Annotated in this window: 19 protein-coding genes and 1 pseudogene; 12 read left to right on the forward strand and 8 right to left on the reverse strand. The window is 56.6% G+C overall.

Annotated features, from left to right (window positions below):
- The first annotated feature begins 231 nt into the window (after positions 1 to 231).
- Positions 232 to 1779: an oligosaccharide flippase family protein gene (locus ACR0I0_RS18485; RefSeq protein WP_171637893.1), complete on the forward strand. Its 1548-nt coding sequence runs from the start codon at positions 232 to 234 to the stop codon at positions 1777 to 1779.
- A 7-nt stretch (positions 1780 to 1786) separates the two neighbouring features.
- Here ACR0I0_RS18485 and ACR0I0_RS18490 read toward each other — a convergent pair whose 3' ends face one another.
- The 3 genes from ACR0I0_RS18490 to ACR0I0_RS18500 are packed head-to-tail and all read right to left on the reverse strand — an operon-like array spanning position 1787 to position 4722.
- Entirely contained in the window at positions 1787 to 2950 is a 1164-nt protein-coding gene (locus ACR0I0_RS18490) for a DegT/DnrJ/EryC1/StrS family aminotransferase (RefSeq protein ID WP_480492485.1), read from the reverse strand.
- A 14-nt stretch (positions 2951 to 2964) separates the two neighbouring features.
- Positions 2965 to 3597, reverse strand: a complete 633-nt coding sequence (locus ACR0I0_RS18495; protein ID WP_171637889.1) for a GNAT family N-acetyltransferase — start codon at positions 3595 to 3597, stop codon at positions 2965 to 2967.
- Between the two features lie 27 nt (positions 3598 to 3624).
- Positions 3625 to 4722, reverse strand: a complete 1098-nt coding sequence (locus tag ACR0I0_RS18500; RefSeq protein WP_348539751.1) for a GNAT family N-acetyltransferase — start codon at positions 4720 to 4722, stop codon at positions 3625 to 3627.
- A 156-nt stretch (positions 4723 to 4878) separates the two neighbouring features.
- On the opposite strand from ACR0I0_RS18500, the gene ACR0I0_RS18505 reads away from it, so the two are divergent.
- From ACR0I0_RS18505 to ACR0I0_RS18520, 4 genes are read left to right on the forward strand one after another with little or no spacing between them, the layout of a single operon-like run.
- A complete protein-coding gene (locus tag ACR0I0_RS18505; RefSeq protein ID WP_209835499.1) occupies positions 4879 to 5838 on the forward strand; it encodes a glycosyltransferase family 2 protein in 960 nt (319 codons plus the stop codon).
- Positions 5835 to 7037, forward strand: coding sequence for a GNAT family N-acetyltransferase (locus tag ACR0I0_RS18510; RefSeq protein ID WP_480492486.1), 1203 nt, complete (start codon positions 5835 to 5837; stop codon positions 7035 to 7037). Before ACR0I0_RS18505 ends, ACR0I0_RS18510 begins: the two co-directional genes overlap by 4 nt.
- A gap of 7 nt (positions 7038 to 7044) precedes the next feature.
- A complete protein-coding gene (locus tag ACR0I0_RS18515; protein ID WP_171637881.1) occupies positions 7045 to 8088 on the forward strand; it encodes a lipid II:glycine glycyltransferase FemX in 1044 nt (347 codons plus the stop codon).
- Complete coding sequence (locus ACR0I0_RS18520) at positions 8085 to 8765, forward strand: polysaccharide deacetylase family protein (protein WP_171637879.1); 681 nt, start codon at positions 8085 to 8087, stop codon at positions 8763 to 8765. The genes ACR0I0_RS18515 and ACR0I0_RS18520 overlap by 4 nt, the downstream gene beginning before the upstream one ends.
- Here the strand turns inward: ACR0I0_RS18520 and ACR0I0_RS18525 are convergent.
- Complete coding sequence (locus ACR0I0_RS18525) at positions 8762 to 10120, reverse strand: O-antigen ligase family protein (protein ID WP_171637877.1); 1359 nt, start codon at positions 10118 to 10120, stop codon at positions 8762 to 8764. The genes ACR0I0_RS18520 and ACR0I0_RS18525 overlap by 4 nt on opposite strands.
- A 115-nt stretch (positions 10121 to 10235) precedes the next feature.
- Complete coding sequence (locus ACR0I0_RS18530; RefSeq protein WP_480492487.1) at positions 10236 to 11417, reverse strand: right-handed parallel beta-helix repeat-containing protein; 1182 nt, start codon at positions 11415 to 11417, stop codon at positions 10236 to 10238.
- Positions 11418 to 11972: 555 nt separating this feature from the next.
- Between ACR0I0_RS18530 and ACR0I0_RS18535 the strand changes: the two genes are divergently transcribed.
- The 5 genes from ACR0I0_RS18535 (at position 11973) to ACR0I0_RS18555 (ending at position 19075) form a co-directional block, all read left to right on the forward strand.
- Positions 11973 to 13997 (forward strand): right-handed parallel beta-helix repeat-containing protein, encoded by a 2025-nt coding sequence (locus ACR0I0_RS18535; RefSeq protein WP_209835504.1) that lies wholly within the window; start codon positions 11973 to 11975, stop codon positions 13995 to 13997.
- Between the two features lie 269 nt (positions 13998 to 14266).
- On the forward strand, positions 14267 to 14980 hold the full coding sequence (locus ACR0I0_RS18540; protein WP_171637872.1) for a class I SAM-dependent methyltransferase: 714 nt from the start codon (positions 14267 to 14269) through the stop codon (positions 14978 to 14980).
- A 175-nt stretch (positions 14981 to 15155) separates the two neighbouring features.
- Positions 15156 to 15983: a class I SAM-dependent methyltransferase gene (locus ACR0I0_RS18545; protein WP_209835505.1), complete on the forward strand. Its 828-nt coding sequence runs from the start codon at positions 15156 to 15158 to the stop codon at positions 15981 to 15983.
- 48 nt (positions 15984 to 16031) lie between these two features.
- The gene (locus ACR0I0_RS18550; protein ID WP_171637870.1) at positions 16032 to 17873 is read left to right on the forward strand and encodes a glucosyltransferase domain-containing protein; all 1842 of its coding nucleotides are present in this window, start codon (positions 16032 to 16034) and stop codon (positions 17871 to 17873) included.
- A 203-nt stretch (positions 17874 to 18076) separates the two neighbouring features.
- On the forward strand, positions 18077 to 19075 hold the full coding sequence (locus ACR0I0_RS18555) for a glycosyltransferase family 2 protein (protein WP_480492488.1): 999 nt from the start codon (positions 18077 to 18079) through the stop codon (positions 19073 to 19075).
- Positions 19076 to 19085: 10 nt separating this feature from the next.
- On the opposite strand, the gene ACR0I0_RS18560 is transcribed toward ACR0I0_RS18555, so the two are convergent.
- The 3 genes from ACR0I0_RS18560 to ACR0I0_RS18570 form a co-directional block, all read right to left on the reverse strand.
- Positions 19086 to 20549: a glycosyltransferase family 39 protein gene (locus ACR0I0_RS18560; protein WP_171637866.1), complete on the reverse strand. Its 1464-nt coding sequence runs from the start codon at positions 20547 to 20549 to the stop codon at positions 19086 to 19088.
- Between the two features lie 214 nt (positions 20550 to 20763).
- Complete coding sequence (locus ACR0I0_RS18565; RefSeq protein WP_171637864.1) at positions 20764 to 21951, reverse strand: glycosyltransferase family 4 protein; 1188 nt, start codon at positions 21949 to 21951, stop codon at positions 20764 to 20766.
- A gap of 239 nt (positions 21952 to 22190) precedes the next feature.
- Positions 22191 to 22424 carry a hypothetical protein gene (locus ACR0I0_RS18570; protein ID WP_480492489.1) on the reverse strand — a complete coding sequence of 78 codons (234 nt, stop codon included), beginning with the start codon at positions 22422 to 22424 and terminating at the stop codon, positions 22191 to 22193.
- A gap of 659 nt (positions 22425 to 23083) precedes the next feature.
- On the opposite strand from ACR0I0_RS18570, the gene ACR0I0_RS18575 reads away from it, so the two are divergent.
- Positions 23084 to 24718: a hypothetical protein gene (locus tag ACR0I0_RS18575; protein WP_480492490.1), complete on the forward strand. Its 1635-nt coding sequence runs from the start codon at positions 23084 to 23086 to the stop codon at positions 24716 to 24718.
- Between the two features lie 83 nt (positions 24719 to 24801).
- Positions 24802 to 24909, forward strand: a pseudogene (locus ACR0I0_RS18580) (IS6 family transposase); the annotation flags it as partial.
- Between the last annotated feature and the right edge of the window lie 138 nt (positions 24910 to 25047).

Consider the following 25047-nt stretch of genomic DNA (forward strand, 5'->3'; position numbering starts at 1 on the left):
TTCGGACACTAGACCCGCAGGTATCACCGAGTATGAAACAACCTTCTGACATTGAAAGAAAATCATGTGATTTCGACATAAAAAAGCGCGGTCTTCCTTGAGTAACAGCGACCCCGCCCAATTGCCAGAACGGCACTTCTCTATCTGGTTGGAATACCTGAGAGAGGAGATAAAAAGGAAACACTAACCCGGTATTCTGTTGTTTGTTTTGAATGTGGAAAGACAAAGCTGTTGAAGCCTTCGCCTAAATCCGAACCGACCGGTGCCGCAGTCCCGCGCGGCTCACCCCTTGTCGTCGGGGCCGCAGCACTGTTTGCGTCGGGTGTTTTCAGCCAGTTTCTTGGTCTGCTGACGCTTATCGTCACTGCCCGCCTGCTGACCCCGACGGATTTCGGTGTAATCGCCTATTTCGTCATCGCAGTGGCCTTGCTTGAAATCGCGCAGCGGGCGATTTCCATGACCCTGATCCGGCAACCCGAGGTAACCGAAGCGCACCTCAATACAGTTTTCACGATGCAGCTGTTGCTGGGCACTTCCGCCGCTGGCCTGATCTGGATCAGTGCACCCCTGATGGGGTTTCTGGGCTTGCCTGCCCTGACCGAGCTGATACCCGCCCTATGCCTGATCGCCATCGTCAGTTCGCTCAAAAGCACACGGTTTCCCTTGCTGGAAAGGGATCTCAGGTTTGGATTCGTGGCTGGTGAAGAAGCCATCAGCCGCATCACATATACGTTGTTCGCAGTATGCCTTGCCTGGTTCTGGCGCGATTTCTGGGCCATTGTGGCAGCCAATTTCCTGACTCAGGTCGCACGCGTCATCTGGTCCTTTTCCGTCGCACCGATGCGGCCCCGGCTGACGCTCAGATGCTGGCATGACTGTATCGACGTATCATCATGGTCACTGGGCGCACAGATCACGCAATTCCTGACGACCAACATGCCGCAAATCATTATCGGAGCCACGTTGGGGCTGGCGGATGCGGGTATTTTCAGAATCGGCTTTCGCCTTGTGTCACTGTTCACCAGCCAGGTCATCGGGCCACTTGAGCGGGTGATCTATCCCGGGCTCGCCAGCATCTCCAGAACTCAGGGCAACGACCGCGAAGCCTTTGAACAGGCCAATGCCATTCTGCTGGGCATCATCATTCCCGTCAGTGTCGGAATGGCGCTGGTCGCAAATCACCTGATCGTCGTGGTGGCCGGATATGAATGGCTGGCAGCCTCTCAGGTCATCTGGGTGCTCGCCCCGCTCAAGGCCATTGAAACGCTACAAGCCAATGTCCGTTCGGCAAGCTATGTGCAGGGTGACACGAAACGGCTGTGCCTGCGCAACAGTATCCTGCTGGTCGTAACAACCATACTGGTGCTGCTGGGATCCAACTATGGATTTGTGGGCGCGATCCTCGGATCCGGCGCAGCCAGCCTGTTCGCGATTGGCCTGGCGCTGGTCATGGCCAAGGATTTTGGAACCGGGGGGCTTCTTACACCCATTCTCATGGCCTGGCGCACCTTCGCCGCGGCCATCGCAATGGTCACCGCGGTTCTCATCGTCAGCAGCGCCTATGGCAGTGGCGACGCAATCGGCTGGGCTTACGATTCAGCCGAAGACCTGCCCCTGCTGCGCATCCGCTTTGCCGTCAAGGTCATCGTCGGCGTGTTCACCTATATCGCGACCCATCTGTTGCTTTGGCAGCTGTCGGGGCGCCCAAAGGGATTTGAAAGCCTGACGCTCGAACTCGCATCGAAACTGCGCAACAGGATTGTCGCCAGGGTGTCCTGAGACACACTCACCCCTGCAATGCCCGCTTCAGTTCCGAGACGATGTAATCAACATGCGCCTCGGAAAGATACTGGTGCAGCGGCAGTGACACGGCGTCATTCTTAAGCGCCATCGCTTCGGCCTGTCCGGTCCAGTCGAGATTACGGTTGAATCCCGCCCACCAAGGTGTTGCCCCGATCCCGCCGTGTTGCAAAGCCTGCACGACACGGTCGCGCTCCTCCACCAACACCGGCATGTTCAGCGGGCAGGTGTCGACCGTCAGCTCGGGCACAAGCATGCGCACACCCGCGACATCAGTCAGAAGTTCACGGTACCTTTCCCAGTTTGCCCGGCGCGTTGCGATGGCCTCGGATACGGAAAACGCCCGCAAGGGGCGGGCCGCAAACGCGCTCATGCGGGTACTGCGCAGAGCCGGATCAAAGTAGTAATGGCTTGGAATATCTTCCAGTTCTCTCTCAGGGCACATGTCCACGGGTATTTGTTCGCCGCCCCGCAACGCTTGCACCAGCCCTTTCAGGCGCGCTGTACCAAGCACATTGCCCAGCCCGGCCCGCAGCAGCATCTTGGTGACCATCTTGCGGGGGGGCGGGCGTGTAAACGGATGCTCAGCATGCAGATCCGGCGCGTTGATCACCAAGGCGCCGCCGCCCAAAACCGGAACAAACTTGTAAAAACAGAAGACCGAAACGTCACCCACCCGGCCTTCGGCGGGGGTCTGACCACTCAGCAGGCTCAGCGCGCAATCTTCGATCAACCGCAACCCGTGCCGGTCACACAGCGCCCGCAGCCCGGTCAGTGAGGGTTGGATCACGCCGAAGTAATGCGTCACGTAAATCGCCCGCGTGCGCTTCGTGATAAGCGGTGCAATGCGATCCGGATCAGCCAGTAAATTGTCCGAGACAGGATACAGCCGGACCGAAAGACCCGCGTCAATCAGCGGGTCAACCTCTGAGCCGCAATTATAGGCTGGCACCAAAACCTCGTCCCCGGGCTGCAAGGCCAAAAGATCACATGCCGCCCGGATCGCCACGCGGGTATTGAAACTCCAGAAAACCGGGCGTTTCCGAAACAGGGCCGTATATCCGCCTGCCGGGTCCCGGCGAAACAGATTGGCAAACTGCATGGGCGGGTCGCCGCAATAAAGCGTGGTCTCATGTGTGTTGCTGCTCATGCCAACCCCGCATTTCAATACTGCCGCCAAGTCCGATGATGTGTCAGGCGGTATTCATTACAGTGCCCAACCGGTGAAAACCCCGTTTTCAGGATATTGAGCCTGGAAGGTAAATTGTAATCCCGGCAATTGGTATAAAACCCGTCGATTCCTGCGGATATTTTGCTGGCAACAATCGCGTCCCAAAGCCGGCCCTGCAAATTTCTGCCGCGGTATTGCGGCAGGACATAAACATGCCAGAACAGCTCTTCCGTATCAGTGAGGGGCACAAAGAAATCGCGGCTGTGCGCGGCATCCCTAACCCAGGCCACCGCCTGGATGCGCCCCTCTTCCGTCAGCACCCAAAGCTGCCACCCGGCGTCCAGCCATTCCAGCATTCCCCAGTCATGCGCCGCCTCAGGGTCCGTCAGGCTGGCCAGTTCGTCCCTGGTAAGGTCTTCGCGTGATCGGATTTCCCGCACCTGTTGCGCGTCCTGCCCGGCTTGTGAGTGGGCAGCACAACTGGTCGCGCCCAGCCGGAATACCAGATGGCGTTTGCGCACAAAGCTGTCCATCAGGGCCAGCCAAAGCTGCCGGACAAGAACAACCGGCCCACGTCGCGCGGCCCCCCGGATCAGTTGCAATTTGCCTTTCTTGGCCAGATTCATACTTCGCCTTACCAATCGTTCAGGGACCTAACCCGCCGCTGCCCTCTTGAGCTTTTTCAACTGCCCCCGGATCAGATCACGCGCATTTCCCGTCAGGTACACAGACCGGTTCAACACCTTTTCACGTGCTGAAATCCGCTGCACGACACGCGGATTGAACTCTGACTTGTACTTGTGAATGTTGAACTTCTTCTCGCCCGAAACCGGTACGTGATAGCCCTCGACATCCAAGGTGCTACAGCCCTTGCCCTTGGCCCATCTCATGGCCTCCAACCACAAGGCCGGGGCGATACGCAGATTGCCCGCCGCCCGCAGATGATCCGGCTCGGTGGTGAAATGCCGGCCGTGCACAATGTCCCTGCTGCGATACACCAAAAGCCCGGCAAGAAAGGCCTCCTGCTGCCAGGCCATGATCACGGTGCCAATCTCATCGGGCCGCAATACATCTTCAAACATCGCCTCATAGGCGGGAAGGCTCAGCTCGGGCAGCCTGCGCGAGACGCGCAACCGGTTCATGCTCTCGAGAAAAATGCGGAACTCTTCCGGGGTTCGCGCGCTTCGGAACGTCACGCCCTGCCGTTCGGCGCGCCTGACCTCGCGACGGGCGCTTTTGGAAAACGCCGCCATGATCTCTTCGCTCGTGACCGATATGTCGACCCATCCGGTTTCACGAAACTGATCTTCTTCAGCCACGCGCCAACCTGCACAAGACAGCGCGGCATCCAGTGTGTCGGCCTCTTCTTCGGTCCAGAACGGGGTGACAGTCAGGCTGCCGACCCTTGAAAACCCCGGCTGTCGGCACAGGCCATCCAGAAACGTCACCATGTCGGCGGCATCGTCGCAAACCGGGCCACTCAGGCAGCGGGCCCGGGCCCAGGCGCCGGGCAGATACGGGTGCGGTTCAAGTGAGATCAGAGCGACACCCACAAGCGCCCCATCCCGGCGCGCCGAGGCATAAATCACCTTGCGTTTCAATCTTTGTTCCGAATTCGTAAACAACGGAGATTGCCGCGGATGCTGATGCCGGGCCGCATTCAGAAACGTCATCCATTCGGCATTCCGGTCTGCGGTCAGGGTTTCAGTGCATTCAATCGCAACACTATCTTGCCCTTCAAGTTCCTGCACAGCCAAACTAATACCTCAATATACCGGTTTATTCGCTCTGAATTTCACAGCTACTATTTAACAACAGCCGTCGCTTAATGACGTTGAGTGTATTCATAGATCAGAACAATGGCTAAACAATTTGAAAATGTAAGTGAGTAACGAGAACAGGGTTTCATGACTTCACCGTCACACGGCACGCAGAGCGAATGCGCTGTTTCCATTGTCATCGTGAACTGGAATACCCGGGACATTCTTCGGGACTGCCTGATATCCATTTCCCGGCAGACCCGGAAGCCGCATGAGGTCATCGTCGTCGACAATGCATCAAGCGACGGATCCGTCGATCTTGTCCGTGACGAATTCCCTGATGTTCGCTTGATCGCCAATGACGCGAACCGGGGATTTGCCGCGGCTAACAATCAGGGTCTGGAAATCGCACGGGGTGACAATCTGCTGTTGCTCAATCCCGATACCATCATTCTGGATGGTGCGATCGATACCATGCTGGACTGGCTGGATCAGCACCCGGATGTCGGCTGCGCTGGATGTCAGGTCCTGGAAGATGAAACCACCATTCAGCGCACCTGTTTTGCCGACCCGGGTCCGGGAAACCTGGCGCTGATCGAGTTTGGGCTGCACCGCCTGTCTCGGCGCAATCCGCTTCTGGCCCGCGCCGAGTACGGAGACTGGGATCGGCGTTCGCAACGCGAGGTCGACGTCGTCTCGGGCATGTTCATGCTGGTGCCCCGTCGCGTCTTCGAGGCCGTGGGTCTTCTGGACGAGGCATTCTTCGTCTACTCGGAAGAGGCCGACTGGTGCCGTCGCATCCGCGATGCAGGCTGGAAATGCGTGTTCACCCCCGAAGCGCGCATCCTGCACCTTGAGGGAGGCGGCAAAAGCACCGCCCAGATCCGCTCGCGGATGTACGTACAGATGCAGAAAAGCAAGATGATCTATCTGCGCAAACATTATGGCCTTTGGGGCCTGTTCCGCGGCCGGATGGTGTTTGTGGGGTCATCCGTATTGCGCTTTGTCATGTCGGTCGCAAATCAGCGGGAAGAAGCTGCCGCGCGGCGGCGTCTGGCCCGGGCCTCGCTGCGCTATCACCTGACCAGCCAGGAGCCGACAGAGTGACCGACACAGACGTCCGGCTGACATTCAAATGGGTTGATGGGGTCACCGGCCTTGAACGCATGACCGATGCGTGGGCCGCTCTGGCCCGACAGACCGGCGCGGATATCTATGCCGCTCCGGTCTGGGTCCTGACCTGGTGGGCTCATTTCGGGCGCGGTAAAACGCTCCGGACCCTTGTGGCATATGACGCTCAGGGGCAGCTGGTCGCCTTGCTGCCGTTCATGATCTATCCAGTTTGGCTGGGGCCTGTGAGGGTCCGTATCGCCAAATTGGCCGCAACCGATCCCAACACGGTGATTTTCCAACTGGCCGCCACGGAAACCGCGCTAAAGAACAGCTGCGCCGAGGCCCTGAACGGCCTTCTCGGCGATGGCCGGGCGCATCTGGTCAGTTTCACCCCCGCCTCGGAACGCGGCACCATGCTGGCAGCCATCCGCAATGGGGTGGCACCGGGGCTGGCGCTGACCGACACGCCGGCTGGCACCCATACGGTTTTTGAACTGCCCGATACGTTTGAGGGCTATCTTGCCAACCTGTCCAAGAAACGGCGGAGTCAGTATCGACGGGATCTGAAACATCTACAGAATGACCACGGCCTGACAACGCGGATGGTCCATCCTGATGCGCATCAGTTCGGGGATTTCGTCGCCTTCCACAACCGGCAATGGCAGGAGGTTGGAAAAGGAGGCCATTTCGCGGATTGGCCCGGCAGCGCCGCCTTCTACTGCGATCTGGCAGACGCCACCCAGCAGGGGCAGGAAACCTGGTTCGTCGAACAACATGGTCGAAACGGCCCCCTTGCCACTCAATTCTGTCTGGTCGCGGGACAGACCTGCCATTGGCGATTGCCCGCCAGATCGACCGATCCGGAACTGGAACGCCTCAGCCTTGGCAAAATCGGCCTGGTTCAGATGATCGAACAGCTGATCGCCGCAGGCGTGACGCGGATCGAAGCCGGGATTGGCGCATATGGTTACAAGCTGGTCTATGGCGGTGAATCGGTGCCCACTCATCGCCTGATCGTCTCACGGCGATCAGGAATATCCCCTGTCTTGCTGAAGCTCTGCCTTGGTTGGGCGCGTGTGTTGCACCTGGTCTATTACAGGCTCTGGTTCGGGAGGGCTGCACCCCGGCTGAGGGCCGTGATCCCGCTGAAAAACAAATCGCTGTGGTCCAGCTGGATCAAAACAAGAATATGAGGCGGATATGATCGCATATCAGTTCTCTGCACGGGTTCTGCCTGAAGAAAAGTGGCCCGCCCTCAGCGCGTCGTTCCGCGACCTGACCCTTGAACACAGCCTGACCTATGCCCGCGCGGCGGCCCGCCGGATCGGGGCAGACGTACAGTTCCTGATGCTCACCACCCCGGACGGGCAGCCTGTTGCCGCCGCATGTCTGCGCATCAAACATGTTCCTGGCCTGCGGCGTGGCATTGCATGGCTTGCCGCCGGACCGCTGGTGCTGCATGTCGATCGGCCTGATCCCGACGCTGCAACACTGCGTGCCGTGCTGTCCGCACTGCGTACGTATGCTCAGGAGAGCGGGCATATCCTGCGCCTGCGGTTTCCGGCCACACCCTGGCATGATGTTGCATTGTTGGATCAGCTGGCCCGTAGCGAAGCGTTTTTGCCCACCGATCGATCCCCGACCTATCGAACCGTGGTCGTGGATTGTACCCAGGACGAAGATACACTGATGCGTGCCCTGCACGGAAAATGGCGCAACCCCCTGCGCAATGCGCTGAAAGCCGGCCTTGATCTGGATATCGTGCCGATTGCACAGGCAGCCGACCGGTTTCATCCGATGTATACCGAGGTTCAGGCAGCCAAAGGCTTTCGGCCGGATATCCCGCCAGAATTCTATTATGGCCTTGAGGGGGCTGATTTTGCCCATGAGGTTCTGTTTGCCCGCAAGGACGGGGCCGACATTGCCGCGATGACGCTGGGACGGGCTGGGTCCAATGCCGTCTATCTGTTCGGGGCCACTCTGGACACCGGGCGGCGCCTGAATGCCGGGCATTATCTGATGTGGCATTCCATGCTGCGCTGTCGCGACCTGGGCCTGAAGTATTTCGACCTGGGCGGGATAGATCCTGAAGCCAACCCTTCCGTCACACGTTACAAGCTGCGCACGGGCGGCACAGAGCTGCGCGCAGCGGGCCCGTACGAGTTCCGCCCTGCCGGCGCAAGCTCTGCCCTGATCAGCATCGCCGAAACCATTCACGCCCGCCTGAAGAAGCTGCGCTCATGACAAAGCCCATCGGTATCAACTTTCACGGCATCGGAACACCAAAACGCTCTCTGGAACCGGGCGAGGCCCCCTACTGGCTGTCCGTTGGCAAGTTTGAGCGGGTTCTGGACCGGATCGCTGCGGCCCCCAATCCGAGCCGGTTCACCATCACCTTCGATGACAGCAATCTTTCTGATCATGACATCGCCCTGCCAGCACTTGTTACCCGAGGCCTGCGGGCCCGGTTTTTTGTTCTGACCGGACGGATCGGACAGGCCGGATCACTGGATGCAGACCATCTGCGTCGCTTGCAGAATGCGGATATGACAATCGGCAGCCATGGAATTGACCATCTTGCCTGGCCGACACTGGATGACGCTGCTCTGATCCGAGAACTCAGCGAATCCCGCGCGCAGTTGGAAATGATATGCGGCTGCCCGGTGGTCGAAGCGGGCATTCCCTTTGGCCGCTACGATACACGGGTGTTACGTGCGCTGCGCGATGCGGGCTACACTACGGCTTGGTCAAGCGACGGAGGCATCTGGCGCAAAAACGCATTTATACGCCCCCGCACATCGCTGCGCGAGGATATGAGCGATCAGGATTTGAAGGCGATCTTGTCGGGTCACATGCCGCTCGCGCGCCGCTTTCGGCGCGCATTGGGCATGACCCGTCGGCGCTGGACGACCACAGGTTAGCGGGCGCGTGCGACACGCCCGGTAGACAGTTCTCCGGGCAGGGCCTTGGGAAACCGGGTATACCGCATCTTCCGCCCTCCTTCCTCGGCCTGGGCCTGGTCCCCATCCTGACCGGACCCGTCATCCGCATCCAAAAACCAGACCCCCGCACCCAGCAGGAACATCAAAAAACAGAACGTGGCATCCCAAAGATGGACGGTCACCGCAGATACACAAAGGCCCAGAAGCGAAATCAGATATCCAAGGCGCGCATCCGCCATTGCCCCGGTCAGATTTCTGCTGCCAAGCTTAAAGAACGTGACAATCATCGCGCCTACAAGAAGGAACAGGGCCGGAAAACCATGTCGCAATGTGACCACCAGCCAGAAATTGTCGACGCTGCTCAGCAGTACCATCCAGTGGGGGCGCGTCCAGTCATTCAGGCCGATACCGAAGATCGGGTTTCGCAGAATATCGTCGGATGCGAAATTGAACGTATGGATGCGGGCCCATGCCGTACCGGGGGTCAGCGTGAAATGGGTTGCAAAAATCTGGAACATACTCCGGTTCGAGCCAATCTCGGCAATGAAATACAGAACGCAGAATATGCTCAGCAGAACTTTCCATTTCTTCTTGAGGAAACTAAAAATCCAGTTCCATCCCATCAACGCCAACTGAATGACGACATTCAGAAACGCACCCGATGAAAGGGAAAAGAACACCGCCCCCCCTACTACCGAGGTCAGGCCAACCTTCTTGAAGAACGATTTATGCCATCCCAGCACATACCAGGTCAGCGCGAAGGCCGGCGCGCAGAACACGCCGAACAGGATGGGATGCGGCATCGTTGTCTGCGCCCGCAGCAACCCAAGCCGAGGTTCGAAAATCCATTTCTGATAAACGCTTAGAACCTTGCCGAACAGGTTCAACAGCGGGGTCTTGCCCGTAAAGGATTCGAACAAGGCAAAGGGCAGCAAAATGAGGATAAGCAGAAACAGGCATTTCACGAAGTACCGAAACGATTCCAGGTTCCGGATATAGGTTCGGGCAATAAAATAGGGCACCAGGGTTTCGATCATGAACATCCCGATGAACTGCCACATTTGCGCCAAACCATTATTGACAGAAATGGACAGGGCCGACCAAAAGCTGAACATGATCGCCAGAATATCAACGGCCCTGATCTTTCCGGCCTTGCCGCTCAGCCATCCGATGATCGCAGGAAACATGAACAGCAGCAGGATCACCCGATACCCGCTGAGCTTGAGCCCCCCCAAGTGGAAATAGAACGGCATCGCGAAGGAGACAATGAGCAAGGCGAGAACGACCGGCTTTGTCGCCGGGGCGCTGGCTTTCGCTGACAAAACGGCTGTCATCTAAAATTCCTGCCTTTAAACGGATAACATATTACAGATTGCACCAACATATTGTCAGTATTCTGGCCGCGCGCCCGAAGCCAATCACTTTTCCACAACATTGCCCGCAATGTCCTCATCGCGAGGGGTAGGATTGCGACAAGCTGGACCCCGCATTCAGGCGATCAAGCTGGCTGCCGGGGCGCACGCCGTATTCGTTGTATCCGTCTTTCCTGCCTTGCGCGTAATAGATGAACTGGCTGTCATAATGCCCACCCTGAGAGGGGGTCTGATCTTGAATCAACGCATTGTTGAGCACAACCCAATCGCGCTGGTTCTCGTGCCCGATGACATTGGCCACCGCATTCTGCTCAATGACCACCGAGGTCGAATCCGGAGAAATGTTGATGACCGGAACCGAATGACCGCCGGGCACATGGATCACCGAGTTCTTTCTGATCGAGATATTGTCCGAGCCATGGATCGAAATGCCGTGAATATGACCATTGTAGATCATGTTGTTTTCAACCAGCACATTGCGGTGTCGCATGACTGGGTTGCCGAGGTCCTTGCCGTCTCCGCCAGCCCAGATGGTCTGTGTGAAATCGCCACCGGCCATGTCGAATATATTGTCACGGATGACGATGTCCGAAGATCCCCGGGGCGATACCCGCATAATCTGGATCATGTCGCGGTGATCCTGAGATCCAGCCGCACCGCCAAAATCGTGAAACCGGTTCCGCTCGATTCTCAGGCCATCCGCAGCATCGACGTCAACCCCATCGGACCGGATCGTGTGAATGTTGTTGCCCGTAAAGACAAACTGCCGCGACTGCACGGACAGAACTGCTGTCCACCATCTGCGAAATTCGTTGCCTGAAAGGGTCAGGTTCCCGCCCCGCTCGATTTTCAGGCCGATCCCGATACTGTACCCGTCCGCCTCGGACCCTGTTCCCCTTGCAGTCCCACCGTCGAACACGGAATTCGATATCACAATGTCCGTACTGTTCAGGATGACGAAATAGGCAATGAAATGCCGATCGCCCCCATTGTAGGTGTAATCGAAATAGACACCATCCAGATGCACATTCCTGGCTCCTTCCAGAACCAGACGGGTAAAGCAGGCCGGTGCGGCAGGATCGGCGGACCGGATCACCACGGGTGACCGGTATGCCGTGTTCATCCTAAGGGTTCCATAATTCCCCGGCGCCAGAAGAAAGATTTCCCCGCCCCGGGCATTTTGCAGGGCTGCGCCAAGATCGGCGGCATTCGCGACCGGCTGCCCCTTGGTCTGAGTTGCGGGAAGGTGCGTTCGCACGTCTCGCCCCTGACAGGGGGGCTGGGCCGCCACATCAAAACCCAACATGAGCAGTAGCGCCCCTGCCAAGACGAGAATCCGGGACCCGGCCATAACGCACCTTTCTGATAACCACACTTGCAGGAAAGTGTAGGCAAGGCGGGTTCCACTGTCTATCGCGCCTGCTTGCCCGTCTGGCGCCATGGCACGTCCGAATAGCCCTTGCAACGCCCAGGTTTCCCTTACGGCACCGGGCAATTCATTGCCGATGCCTATCGCCCATACGCAAGGACATGCCTGAATGATGGCTATTTTGTGGCCATTGTTGCCCTACGGGAATCAATTCGCCAAACCATAGGCAACCGCTAAGGGAAGTGGAACAATTCCCGGTATCGAGTATCGAGTTCACTCGGAAATAAACGCACAGGGGCAGAATTGTCCCGATACAGGCAACAATTTCCAAACATAGCCATATTTCGGCCACTCTGCCGCCCTCGGGCGGCTGTTCCATCCGTCCTGGGTGTGCGGGAACTCGTGCGCTGCCACTCACAGCGCCTATGAAACAGAAGGTGAAATATGTCGACGACAATCACGGTAACCTCTGCGGCAGAGCTGAACCAGGCCTTGTCTCAGGCGACAGGTGGGGAAACCATACTGCTTGCGGCGGGCGATTACGGTCAGCTCAACCTCCACTACACGAATTTCGCATCGAATGTGACGATCCAATCCGCGGATCCGAATGCGCAAGCCAGCTTTTCCGGTATTCACGTCAAGCAATCATCGAACGTCACATTCGACGGCATCAAGTTCGACTACACTTACAATAGTGGCGACTACCATTTCCAAAGTCCGTTCAGTGTCTATGACAGCCAGAACATCGCGTTCAAAAACTCGATCTTCGATGGCGACGTTGCCAGCGGCACAGGCACATCCGCGGACGGCACCGGTTATGGAACAGGCCTGACAATCAGCGGTTCGACCAATGTCACTATCGACAACACCGAGTTCTTGAAGTGGTGGAAAGCAGTCATTGCCGTGAACTCCAATGGGGTCAGCGTTACCGGCAGTGATATCCACACGATACGGTCCGACGGTCTGGTCTTCGACAATGTCGACAACATTCTGGTCGAGAATAACTATATTCACGATTTCGGCGGCGCAGCCGGGTCCGGCGATCACCGCGACATGATCCAGATTCAGCGCGCCAACGGCAGCGGCAGTGACAACATCACCATCCGCAACAACGTGTTCGACATGGGGAACGGGGACTTTACCCAAACCATCTGGGCTGGTGGTGACGGCAAGGATATCAACGATCCCAATGTGATCCACCACAACGTGCTGATCGAAGGGAACACGATCTATAATGGCCACTTCCACGGCATTTCCCTTTATGGTGTGGATGGGCTTACGATCACCCAGAATTCGGTTCTGCACGTGGACGAAAAGACGCTGACCGGCGGGATCGAGATTCCGGTGATCAACGTTTCCTCTGGTTCCACAAACGTCACCATCGATCAGAACATTACATCTCAGATCGTAGGGTATAACGGGCAATCCGACTGGAACGTCAGCAACAACGCCCTGATCCAGCCCGGTGAGTACGACCAGAACTTCACCTATCAGGCAACGGCGCAGGGGAATGGTTACAACCAGTATGTCGTCATCCCAGGCAGCCTGGCTGACACACTGAACGCCGGTTCGGCCCATTCGTATGGCGCCTCGGGCTCCACCACTCCGCAGCAGGGCGGCACCACGTCCCCGGACAGCGGCTCCACGTCCCCCGACAGTGGCACCACGTCTCCGGACAGCGGAGTCCAACAGCCCGACACTGGGTCCGAGCAACCTGATACCGGGTCTGAACAGCCCGACACCGGGTCCGAGCCTATTAGTGGCGAACCGCAGGGCGAACTGATGATCGACATAACCCATCAGGACAGCCCGGAGAGCGTTGAGTACCAGGACGGAATTTCTGACATCAGCAAAGTCTCCTCCCCGGTCGACGCGACGCAGGCCGAAGGCGATACAAGCGCCGTGCAACCTGATACAGGCTCGGAACAACCCGACACGGGTTCAGAGCAGCCTGACACCGACTCCGAACTTGTCCTTGCTGACAGCTCACAAGACGAAATGTCGGTGATCGACATCACCAATCAGGACAGTCGGGGGAACATCGGGCACTTGGACGGGATTTCTGACGCTGAGCAGGTCAGCTTCTCAATCGACGTGACGCGGGAAGAAGGCGACACAACAGCCGAGCGGCTTGTGTGGAACCACTCGAATTTCGGCCTGAAGCTGAACAAGAAAGGGCATCTGGTCGCAAAAGTCGACAACAATGATGGTGGGTTCCGCGACGGCTTCAAGATCACGGATGTCGATCTGAGCGACGGTGAAACACATCAGGTCACTCTGATGGTCGATCAGGACACCGATCGCCTTCAGGTTCTGGTCGATGGTGCCGTTGTCCTGGACGAAACCAATACGGATTTCGATTTCGCCGGCGGTCGGGAAAGGGATTGGTACGTTGGTGATAGCGTCGACACCTTTGCGATCGGTGACGAGACCCCGTTTGTCGAGCCGTATTCCGATTTGTTCGCGTAACGGCAAAGATCGCTGAAAATACAGCCTATTGATTACCGCTGCATGGGCGGGTACCGAAAATTCGGACCCGCCCATATCTATTCCGCCCCCTGGCATTGCCAGTCATGTAAACTTGGGTGCATACGTTCTTTGAATGCTGCCAGCATTCATCTAAAGATTGGTCAAACAGCCATGTCACTGCCTTAAAAGGCGTATTGCAAAAAGTCTTTTTATCGCGATTGGCCCCGTTTCGAACGCCGCGCAAGGTTACGGTTTTTTTGGGAGAGTAAATGGTACAGTCAGAAATACGCTGGCACACGGATTGCAGACAGGATTATCTGGATACGGTCTGGAACATCATAACAGATGAAAAACCGGCCCGGATCATGGAAATCGGTGGCACGACCAGCCGATCGACCGGCGACAAGACACTGCCCGATCATGTCACATCCTTCACGATCAGTGACATAAGTGCCGAAGAACTTTCCCATGTTTCCGATGAGTTCGACACCCTTCAGATCAACGCCTGCGGCGATGTCAGCCATGTGGATCAGAGGTTCGATCTGATCATGTCCAAGTTTTGTGGCGAGCATATGCCCGACGGCAAGCAGTTCCACAAAAACATGCATCACCTTCTGGCGGATGGTGGCGTTGCTGTTCACTTGGTGCCGACCATTTTCGCCTCGCCGTTCCTGATCAACTGGTTGTTTCCCGAACAACTGACACGCAAGGCGGTTCAACTGTTGCAGCCCCGGCGCTTTGATGGCCAGAATACCGGCAAATTCCCCGCCTATTACTCACTGTGTCGCGGCTCGACCCCGTACATGCGAAAGGCGTTGGCGGATGTCGGGTTTTCGAGCATCGAAGTACATGAATATTACGGGCACCATTACTATGATAAGATTTTCGGCCTGCGGCAGCTGGATAACGGGCTGGCGCGCCTGTGCGCCCGGCACCAATGGGCGGTTTATTCTTCCTATGCCATCATCATAACGCGCAAGTAAGTGCCCCAGACCGGGCCCACGGCGTTTGACAGGAAACCAGCAAGACCGGAGGCTGTGGAAAGAGCGGAGCCACAAAACAGCCAAACAGACGAAGTAATGGAATTGACGCCCCAGTTTATGAATACCCGCTTCGACAGGTGGAGCGCATGACAAGTTGAGATCCGAGGACGTAGAGATGTTAGAGTCGAAAAGTTATCAGGCCTATATGAACAGCCCATACAAAAGCAGTAAGCATTCCACTTACTTCGATGTGTATGACAAACTTTTTTCTCCTTACATCGGAAAGGATATCACGTTTGTTGAGATCGGCGTTCTGGGTGGTGGATCTCTTTTCATGTGGCGGGAATTCTTTGGCCCTCAGGCCCGCATCATCGGCGTTGAACTGAACCCCGATGCAAAGCGCTGGGAACAGGAAGGGTTCGAGATTTTCATCGGCAGCCAGAGCGATCCGGATTTCCTTGAAAAAATCGTAAGGGAAGTCGGTGATATCGACATCGTTCTGGATGATGGCGGCCACACCTATGAACAACAGATCATTACGACGGAATGCCTGTTGCCACACATCAAGGATGGCGGGATGCTTGTGGTCGAAGACACGCATACCTCTTACATGGAAGGGTTCGGCCTCAGGCACCGTTCCTTCATCAAATATGCCATGAACATGGTGGACCGTATCAACCATCGGTTCTCGCGGCTGACGCCTGACACCTCGGAAAAGCGTGCCTGGGGGATTAGCTTCTTTGAGTCTTTTGTCGTCTTTGACGTGAACCGCAAGGCGACCTCGGTCGCATCGGCGCCCACAGAAAACGCTGGCAAGGACCTGCATGCCAAAGACTTCAGGCATGCGGACAATCAGACCTACGAAGCTCTTCTGAAAACATCCAAAGGGCTCTCGGCGCTCAAGGCCATTCCGGGGATGCGTGCCGCAGCCAGGCTGGTACGAAACATCGTGTCGCTGCCATCCAACATGAAGCGCGCCCGCAGGTTGAAAGAGTATTTTTGACCGGGTCAGAGACAGCTGTGTGCACGTTTCTTGTGGGAAATGTATAGCATGAGCATTGCACGACCCGCACATATCCTCTCGACTAGGTTCCGCTGGCCGCATGCGATTTCCGCCAGCCTGCTCATTTATGCACTCACAACCGCACCGGGCCTGATCAGGGATGGCAGAAACCCCGATGACTGGCGTCAGGTCCATGGTGCACCCGAGGGCGGGATGCCTCTTAACTGGACGACCGAGGAAGGTCGCTGGGCGATGGAGGTGCTGTATGTCCATGTTCTCCAGGAACGTTTTCTGCCCGTTTTGCAGACTGGACTAGCGGCAGGCGTTTTCCTTCTGCTGTCGTGGATTCTGGCGCGGCAGTCCGGCGATCGTGACACCCGGCCCTTCGCGACCTTTTTGATTTTCACGCTTGGCGTTCATCACATCTACATGATCAACGCCCTTACTTTTTCGAGCCACGTGTTTGCGTTCCCACTGGCGTTGCTGCTTTCCGTTGCCGGTTTCAAATGTTTTGAACGCGGCATCCTTCATGCGTTTGGCGCGCGGGTGATCTGGCTTTTGATCGGTGCGCAATGCATCGCGCTTTGTGCAGCACTCTATCAGCCTTTCGTCCCGTTTGGCGCCGTGATCCTGTTTGTCTCGATGATCCGAACCGACCGATACAAGACCACAGATGTGGGCACATTCATCCTGCTGTCGGCAATTGGATCATGTCTTGGCCTTCTGGTCTATTTTGCGCAGGCCCATCTGGCTGCCCAGTTGCATGATCATGTCCCCACGACCAACCGTATCGCGATGCCCTCTCTCCACGAGTTGCAGGGCAAGCTTGAAACAGCCCTTCAATTGCTTGGCCAAATCTGGCGGGGGTCGCTACAAAGAATACCCTGGGAAATCAAGACCCTGAACAGCGCCTATATCGGAATTGGGTTCTTGCTGGGCGTTGGGCTGAGCATTTCTGTCCTTGTACGGAACCCGCACAATTGGGTGCATGCCCTGCGCATCCTGATTGGCATGACCGGTATTCTCTTGCTGCCTTTGCTGATTTGGTTCTCCTACGATGGGCAGTGGATACCGTCGCGGGCCGTAGCCTATGTCGGCTTACTGGCTGCGGTGTTCTACCTGGCCGTTGATGCCGAAATACGGGCAAGAGGGTTCACGGCACCGGTCATTCTGGGCCTGCCCCTGATCGTTGCACTCACATACGCCTTCATGGCGCCTTTCGTCTGGAGCGATCAGTCCGAAATGGGGGACCGTGATGAGACGCTTGCCGAACAAATCATGACACGGCTCGCGGAGCTGGAAGGGTATGACGGCGCGCCATTCCGCATCGTCGGCCATACAGATTACCCCGATCTGGCTTGGGGGGACATGATTGGCTGGACCGTATTTCACGCTGGCAACTCCCGCCCGGGCATCTTCAAGGACATGTATGACCTGGACTGGTACGCCGAGGGCGGGCTGTATGAAGGACCGCTGGCCTGCGAGGCCTTCCCAGCCGAAAATTCCGTCTATCTGCATCATGGTGCCGCCTATGTCTGCCTGTCGCAAAGCTCCGGCTTTTCCGGCAACCTCATGTGCGCTGACAGCGACAAGCCCGAAATCGGTCGTATCTGCGTCACGCCAAAAGCAGTTCTGCGGCTCTCGGAGATCTGTGCGTCCCCCCTTCGAGGGGACAGAATTGACGTTACAAGCACCGCGATGCCAACCGTTCGCAGCGCAATCCAAGACCATGGCCACACCATACATGGCGGGTGTTTCTATACCGCAGGTTGGAACGGAGAGGTACCAAATGAGATCGAAGTATCAATGGTGAACGGGGATGGTGCAGTCACCTGGTCCGAAAAGCTGACACTTGGCGCGATAGAGAATCCATCCGGCAACCTAGAATAAGGCGTGCGCCTGACTGGCCAAATGACGCCAAACTAAAAACTTTGTCATCACCAATGCACGGCGTGAGGTGCTTAGTGACTGTGAAAAGACACTGAAATTCGAAAAAATACGCACGCACACAGAACTTTTTGAGCCCAAGGCAAAACCATGGTCACTTATCCCCGGACGCACGGGAAAGGCTACGCGTTATGGTAAATTTAAACATGAGTACCCCCACAATTCCGTCCCGGGAAAAAGCCTTGGACCAAAGCGCTCCGACGCTCAGCATCATCGTGCCCATGTTCAATGAAGAAGAGGTTCTGCCGGCCCTGTTCGAACGTTTGGGGCAATTCCTCGATCAGCTTGGGGAAAGCTACGAGATCATCTGCGTGAACGATGGCAGCACAGACGCAACTGCCAAGCTTCTGGCTGCCGCGCATGAGCGCGATGATCGTATCAAGGTACTGAACTTTTCGCGTAACTTCGGCAAGGAAATCGCATTGACGGCGGGGCTTGATGCAGCTGCGGGTGAAGCCGTTGTTCCGATAGACGCGGATTTGCAGGATCCGCCCGAACTGATCGAGACATTTCTGGAGAAATGGCGCGAAGGATTCGATGTCGTCTATGCCGTCCGGCGCCACCGCGACAGCGATACCGCGATGAAACGCTGGACAGCGCGGAAGTTCTATCAGGTCATCAACCGGCTCTCAGGCGTACCGATACCCGCCAATACCGGCGATTTCCGCCTTATGGACCGGCGCGTGGTTCAGGCTGTAGGGCAGCTGCGCGAGCACAACCGCTTTATGAAGGGCCTTTTTGCCTGGGTCGGGTTTCGGCACACCGAGGTGGCGTATGACCGCCCCGAGCGTGCGGCGGGGCAGACCAAATTCAACTACTGGCGCCTTTGGAACTTTGCGCTGGACGGTATTACCGGGTTCAGCACCGTACCTCTCAGGATTGCGGGCTATGTCGGCATGCTGACTGCGTTGGCCGCGATCATCTATGGTGTTTTCCTGATCTCACGCACCCTTGTCTACGGGGTGGATGTACCCGGCTATGCCTCATTGATGGTTGCAGTGCTGTTGATCGGTGGCCTGCAACTTGTCGTGCTGGGCGTCATCGGGGAATATCTGGGGCGGCTTTATGCAGAGGCTCAGAAACGCCCGCTTTACATTGTCGAAAGCAGCCTGGGGTTTGAGCCCCTGGACGGTCATTCATCCTGATCCCTCGGCCTCATCTGCGCCGGTAGACAAGAACCTGCCCGTCCCCCAGCGTCCCGGCAAACGCGTGCACGCGTTCCAGCCGCCCTTCCGCATCACGTTGCAGATCAGGAATGGCACGGAACATCCGGTCTGGGAACAGAACAACCAGCGCCACAGGGCCAGGTTGGGCCATGGCCTCGGAATAGTCCTGCGCATCCCCGATGGTTCCCCAGTCGGCGTCGAAGTGGTCTTCGAAAAGGGGGCCGCCCGGGTTGATCGCATATACCCGTTCTGACGGGCTGCGGGTTTCTTCAACAAGCGCAAAAGCCCCCGCCAGATCCTGTTTCGGAGCAGAATAGTTCCGCTGCACCAAGAACACGGACACCACGATCATCGCCAGAACGCCCAACGCAAAGAGCGGCGATCCAAACCGGGGCTGTTGAGCCCACCGTGCCACCGCATCAGCACCGTATCGACACCCCACAACGGCCAGAATAATGATCAGCCCGATATCGACGAAAAAGAACCTCGGCCAGATCCGCATCTCAAGCGACAGCAGAAGCAGTAGCGTCACGGCGATATGCATGGCGATGGACGGGAAAAACAACGGCTGCACCGCATGCGCCCCCACGGCACCGAAGACGATGACGGCCAGCCCACCGATCGCGATGAACAACATCAGCGGGCCGGTATCCCCAACCGCGGTCCGCAAACCTTCGACAATTGTCCAGAGCGGGTTCTGGTATTCCTGCATGGGGTCCACGGCGGATGTCGCCGAAACCTCGCTCACCGTGCCCGCTATGCTTGGCAAGATCGGCAGATATGCAAGCAGGACCAGAACCAGCGCAACCGCAACACCCACCAGCGGATGCAGCACCCATTCGCGGGTCAAAGTGCCCCGGCCGAACCCGGTCACAAGGGAAAGCAGCCAGATGAGACCCAGTGCAACAAAGAAAAATGCACCGGTCAGATGCGTGAAAACAGCGGCCGCGGCGGTAAAGCCGAATGCAACCCAGGTGCCGGTCGCTGGCTGGCGCATCCCCCGCAGAAAGAAAATGAAGCCAAGCGTGCTCCAGAATGCAAGCTCGGTATATCCGCGCGCGTTCTGAGAGAACCAGACCTGATGATAGGACAGGGCCACCAGCAAGGCAGAAACATGCGCAATCGTGCTGTCTGCAACCTCTTTTGCCAGCCACCAGATTACCCCGACAAGACCGACGCCGAACAGGACGGCCGGAAACCGGTATGCCCAGGCCTGATCTCCGAAGATCTGGGAAACCAGCTTTGCCTTCATGCTGAAAAAGTAATGATGGTTCATCGAATATTCGCGCATCATCTCATTCCACGGAAGGCTGACATGCGTATCGACGGTCCGGATTTCGTCATACCACAGGGGCGCGTTCAGCCCGGCGCTTCTGAGGACTGCGGCAAGAAGAAGAATGAACAGGAGTATTGCCAGATCGTTGCGGTCAAGCGCGGGGGAAGGCTGTTTCATGGGCTTCTCCAGTCCACTCGGTTCAGGTCAGGCACCCGGCAAAATCGTCGGCCTGGACGCGGCGCATGCAGGTGCCGGTCCTTCTTTCGCACCCCACCGTATCCGGGGCGCATACTGACACAAGGCTCGGATGCAGGCGGTTTCACCTCAAAGCAGCCCAAATACTCGATAATATACAAAATATTCCCTTATTGTTTCTACTTCCTGCACTCTGTCAGGCCACCCCATCCAGCATCTGCCGATAAATCTGTTCGATCCGTTCATGCACATGGGTTGGGTCGAAACGGTCCTCACGTGCCAGTGCACGAGCGTTGGACCCCAGTTCCCGGCGCAGTTCCTCGTTCCCCGCAAGCTCCAGCACAGCAGCAGTCAGCCCTTCGGCATCGCCAACCGGGCAAAGCCGCCCAACCTGTTCAGACACAAGTTCACTCACACCGCCGCAATCGGTCGCTATCACGGGCAAACCGGCGTGAAAGGCCTCGACGATTGAAATCGGCAGCGCCTCCCAACGGGACGTGAGCAGCATGAAATCCGCGGCGGCCATATGCAGGGGGACGGTATCGATCGGCCCCAGAACCCGGATATTTTCACTCACCCCCGCCGAGGCAATCCAACCCGAAATCACATCTTCCAAAGGACCATGACCTGCCAGCGCGAGCACGATATCGCGGCGCACCTTCACCAGCCGGGCCAGCACATCGATCATCAGGTCGATACCCTTTTGCGGATCCAGCCGGGCCGGGCTGAAAATCAACACACCTTTCTCGTCGCGCAAAAGTTCCTGTCTCAGCGCCAGAACTGCAGCGGGATCCTGATCCGGTGGCGGTGGCACACCAAGCCCAAGCTGGGCTGTGCGCGCCCGCGGCAGGCCACGATCGATCAATGCATCAAGGGTTTTATGGCTGGGGCAAGCAGTGACATGAGCTGCGAACTGAGCACTGCGCGCCACCCCGCCATACCGTTCGGGCGTTGAACCATGAAAGGTGAAAAGGCGGCGGGTCGGCTGGCCGGCAAGCGCCAGCCGGGCGACAAGTGCGGGGGCGGTTTCGTGAGAATGAACAAGGTCGAAACGGCCGCGGGCGACAATCTTTCGCAGTTTTTGCGCACAGCCCACGGCGGCTCCTAGCCGTCTCATCATACTGAGACCCTCGTCTTCCGATACACGTTTCAGGTCCAACGCATGAAACCCGACATCGCGCCCTTCCCGGCCCCATGGACCGGGCGGTCCACCCAGTTCGACATGATGCCCTCGATCCCGCAGATAACTCGTCAGGTCCAGAATATGGCGCTGAATTCCACCTCGTTCGAACGCAGGTCCCAATTGCAGAACGCGTAGTGGCCGGGTGGAACGTCCGGTTGCAATATCCACCTCCTGCTCTGGTTGCCCTGAAACATAGGCCATAGACGAAACCCCTTACCCCCTTGTCCGGGGCACATGCGGACGTCACACAAACCCGCCACCCGGAAAGGTTTTACCAAATCGATTGCAGATTCAGCACCGTTGATCTGATATGGTACGAGGCTGAGCCATGTTGAAACACAGCCATCATATGGCAGGTGCGTAATACGTCAAAGGTATCGTCGACAGAGAGGGAACCCACATGGCGCATCAAGGCCCGCGAGGCGTCTGCCTTCGGCATCCTAGGAAGGTTGCGGCAGAAGTTCTGTGCTAAAGCGTTCCATTGCTGCACTGAAATCTTTGTCCATATACTCGTTCACCATAATCACACTAAGCAGGATTTCCTGAACCCGGGATTCCAGCATTTTAATCGAATTGAGTGAGAAGTTTCCAATGTTTTCAAATTGCTCCGCCGACAGTTTGTCAGGCGCATAGAAGACATAGAAATACTGCGACACGATCTTCTCATAGCTCACGTCGCCATCTGTCCCAAAATCCCTGACGACGGACACACGCCTGCTGGTTAAGAAAGACGCGGGACCCTTATCCCGGCGTGGAGTTTGCCTCCAAGAGCAAAACTGTTCCGAGGACAATTATAGAAAATACGGATTTCTAAAATCACCCCCGACTTCCTATTGAAGAGTATGACAGGATAAGGTGGTTGTGTTACAAATTCGATCTACCGTGGAATGTTATAAAATCCGTCAATGAGCCGCACCGGCGGAGCACCACCTTTTCCTTTCGCTTGCAAGTAGATGTGTTGGAGCATCTGGAGGTCGCTGCGCCCCCGTTCCAGGCTCGTTGATTTTACTGCGGATGATACGAAGGCTTTGACATCCAACATCGACCAGGTGAGCCTCTTGATGAAACAGCGATCTTACTCGCCCTGCTTCAGGATGAACGCCTATTGCATCCCCGTGGACTTTGATGCCTTCATGCGATTCCGCTCCTATCCCAGTTTGGGAAGCTTAGCGGAAAACTCCAGCTTCAAACGGTCCAGTTTTCAGGGTGCGAAACACCAAACCACGCCTCCCAAAATCACCTCCAGCGTTCAAAGCTATATAAATATTTCAAAAAATTTACAGCACCATGTTATATCTCACCAAACCGCGACCGCATGCGCATAGGAAGATGAATGCGGATATCAATTGCAACTGCAATGGCAACCTGTGCTATGGGGGGGCTGATGAAAGGAGCGCTGGGGCAGGTCGGCGACATTGCAACGAGCCGTAGCTATTGGTTACTTGCTCTAACCGCAATCGCAGTCATCGGTCCATTTATGTGGCCAGTGCAATGGTCGGGTAACGAGATCAACTATTTCGATCTCTCCTATAGATTTGCGCAACCCGACGCATTCACAGACAGCCATGCGGTTTTCGACGATTCAAAGGGACGCATCGTCAGCTTTTTGCTGATCGGCAACGTTATCACACTGGCAGGCTTTGAAGCCGCTAAGACGATCTTCGCACTGACACTCTGGTTGCTCTCTGCCTTGGGGGTTGCCGCCATCGCACGCGATTTCGGATTGCGGGTGGCCGAACTGGCTCTCTCACTCCTGATATTTTGTCAAAGCGCTCAAGGTATTCTTGGCAATGAATGGATGTTCGACACAATAGAGGCGAAGGTCTTTGCCTACGCTGCGGTATTCCTCGCGATCACCTCAGCGCTGAACGGCCGCTGGATAATGGCTATGATCGCGTTGGCAGTGGCAACCTACATGCATTTTCTGGTCGGTGGTTTCTGGGCTGTGACACTGGTTCTGCTGCACCTTCTGAAAACAGGTCGCATGTGGCAATCCGCACGTCTCGCGATCGGATTCTTCCTGCTGATCCTACCGTTATTCTTTGTCTTGATTCGGGAGCGGATCGGGGTGGAGGTCGATACCTCGGGCCTCGATCGCTCGCTAAACGCGATCTACACAGAACTTTCAGCGCACTTCCATGTTGCTCCCCTTCTCGATGGCATCCGCCATTTCCTCAAAGCCTGGCTGCCCGGTGCATGCGTGCATTTGGCGCTTTTGATTGCGCTCGTAATGCTACGCGACCGGTTCAGGGACCGGGCTTTGCTGATCTGGTTGATCGGGCTGAATGTATATGTCCTTCTGGCGCTTGTTATCTACATGCTGGACGATGGCCGCTACTTGCTGGCACCCTTCTATCTGCTGCGTCCTGCCGGGCTAATCTGTCTGATGTCGCTTCTGGCTTTGGCGCATATGCTGTCGGAACTGGTCGAGCAGGACCAGCGACCGCGGCTCGCTCTGGCAACCTGCACCGCAGTTTTGTTGCTCTTACTGCCCCAGGCCTTGGGCAGTCTGGCGCAAATCGTCACGCGGTATCCCCCACATATCAGGCTCGAAGCCGCTCTCAGCGCCTCCGAACGCGATATTCTATCATGGATCCGCACCAACACGGCACCGAATGCGGCAATCGTGGTGCAGGAGGCAATTGCAGGAGGATCAATTCTGGAGGGCGATCCGTTTCCCGGCGGGATGGAACGATTGAGTGGGCGAGGGTTTGTCGTAAATTTCAAATACATTCCAACCAGCAAACCTGATGTAGTGCGCTGGTATCAGCTATTGCAGGCACGTCGCGCATTCTTTGACGGGGAATGTACCAAGAACACTGCGCTGCGCGCGGATTACGCCGTAATCCGGCTTCGGTCAGGTATGGCCGCAGCGGATTGCGTCACCACAGTATTTTCGAACAACGAGTTTCTAATCGGGCGTATCCTGCCGGAGGGGGCAGACAGGATCGACCCTCAACGACCATAAAGGCTCTGTCGCAAGCTTTGAGACCCTCTGTTCGAGGTTGGTCCTCGTGAAAGTGGCGCGGCGGATTTCGGAAAAGTCAAACTGTGACGATGTCATTCAAGGGCGCGCATTTTCCAAAGGAAATAATATTGCACGCCGTTTTCCTTTACCTGCGTTATTTGGTGTCGTGCCGTGATCTGGAAGAAATCATGAACTTGCTTTCGAATTGATACGACCGACAATTACTCACTTGCTAACTCCGAGAACGTCAATGGCTAAAAGTTGCAACAGATCCTCAGAAGGCCCGCCAGATTAGGGGTGCTACCATTATTACGCTCATTATCTTTTGA

The sequence above is a fragment of the Ruegeria sp. AG6 genome (assembly GCF_056541565.1).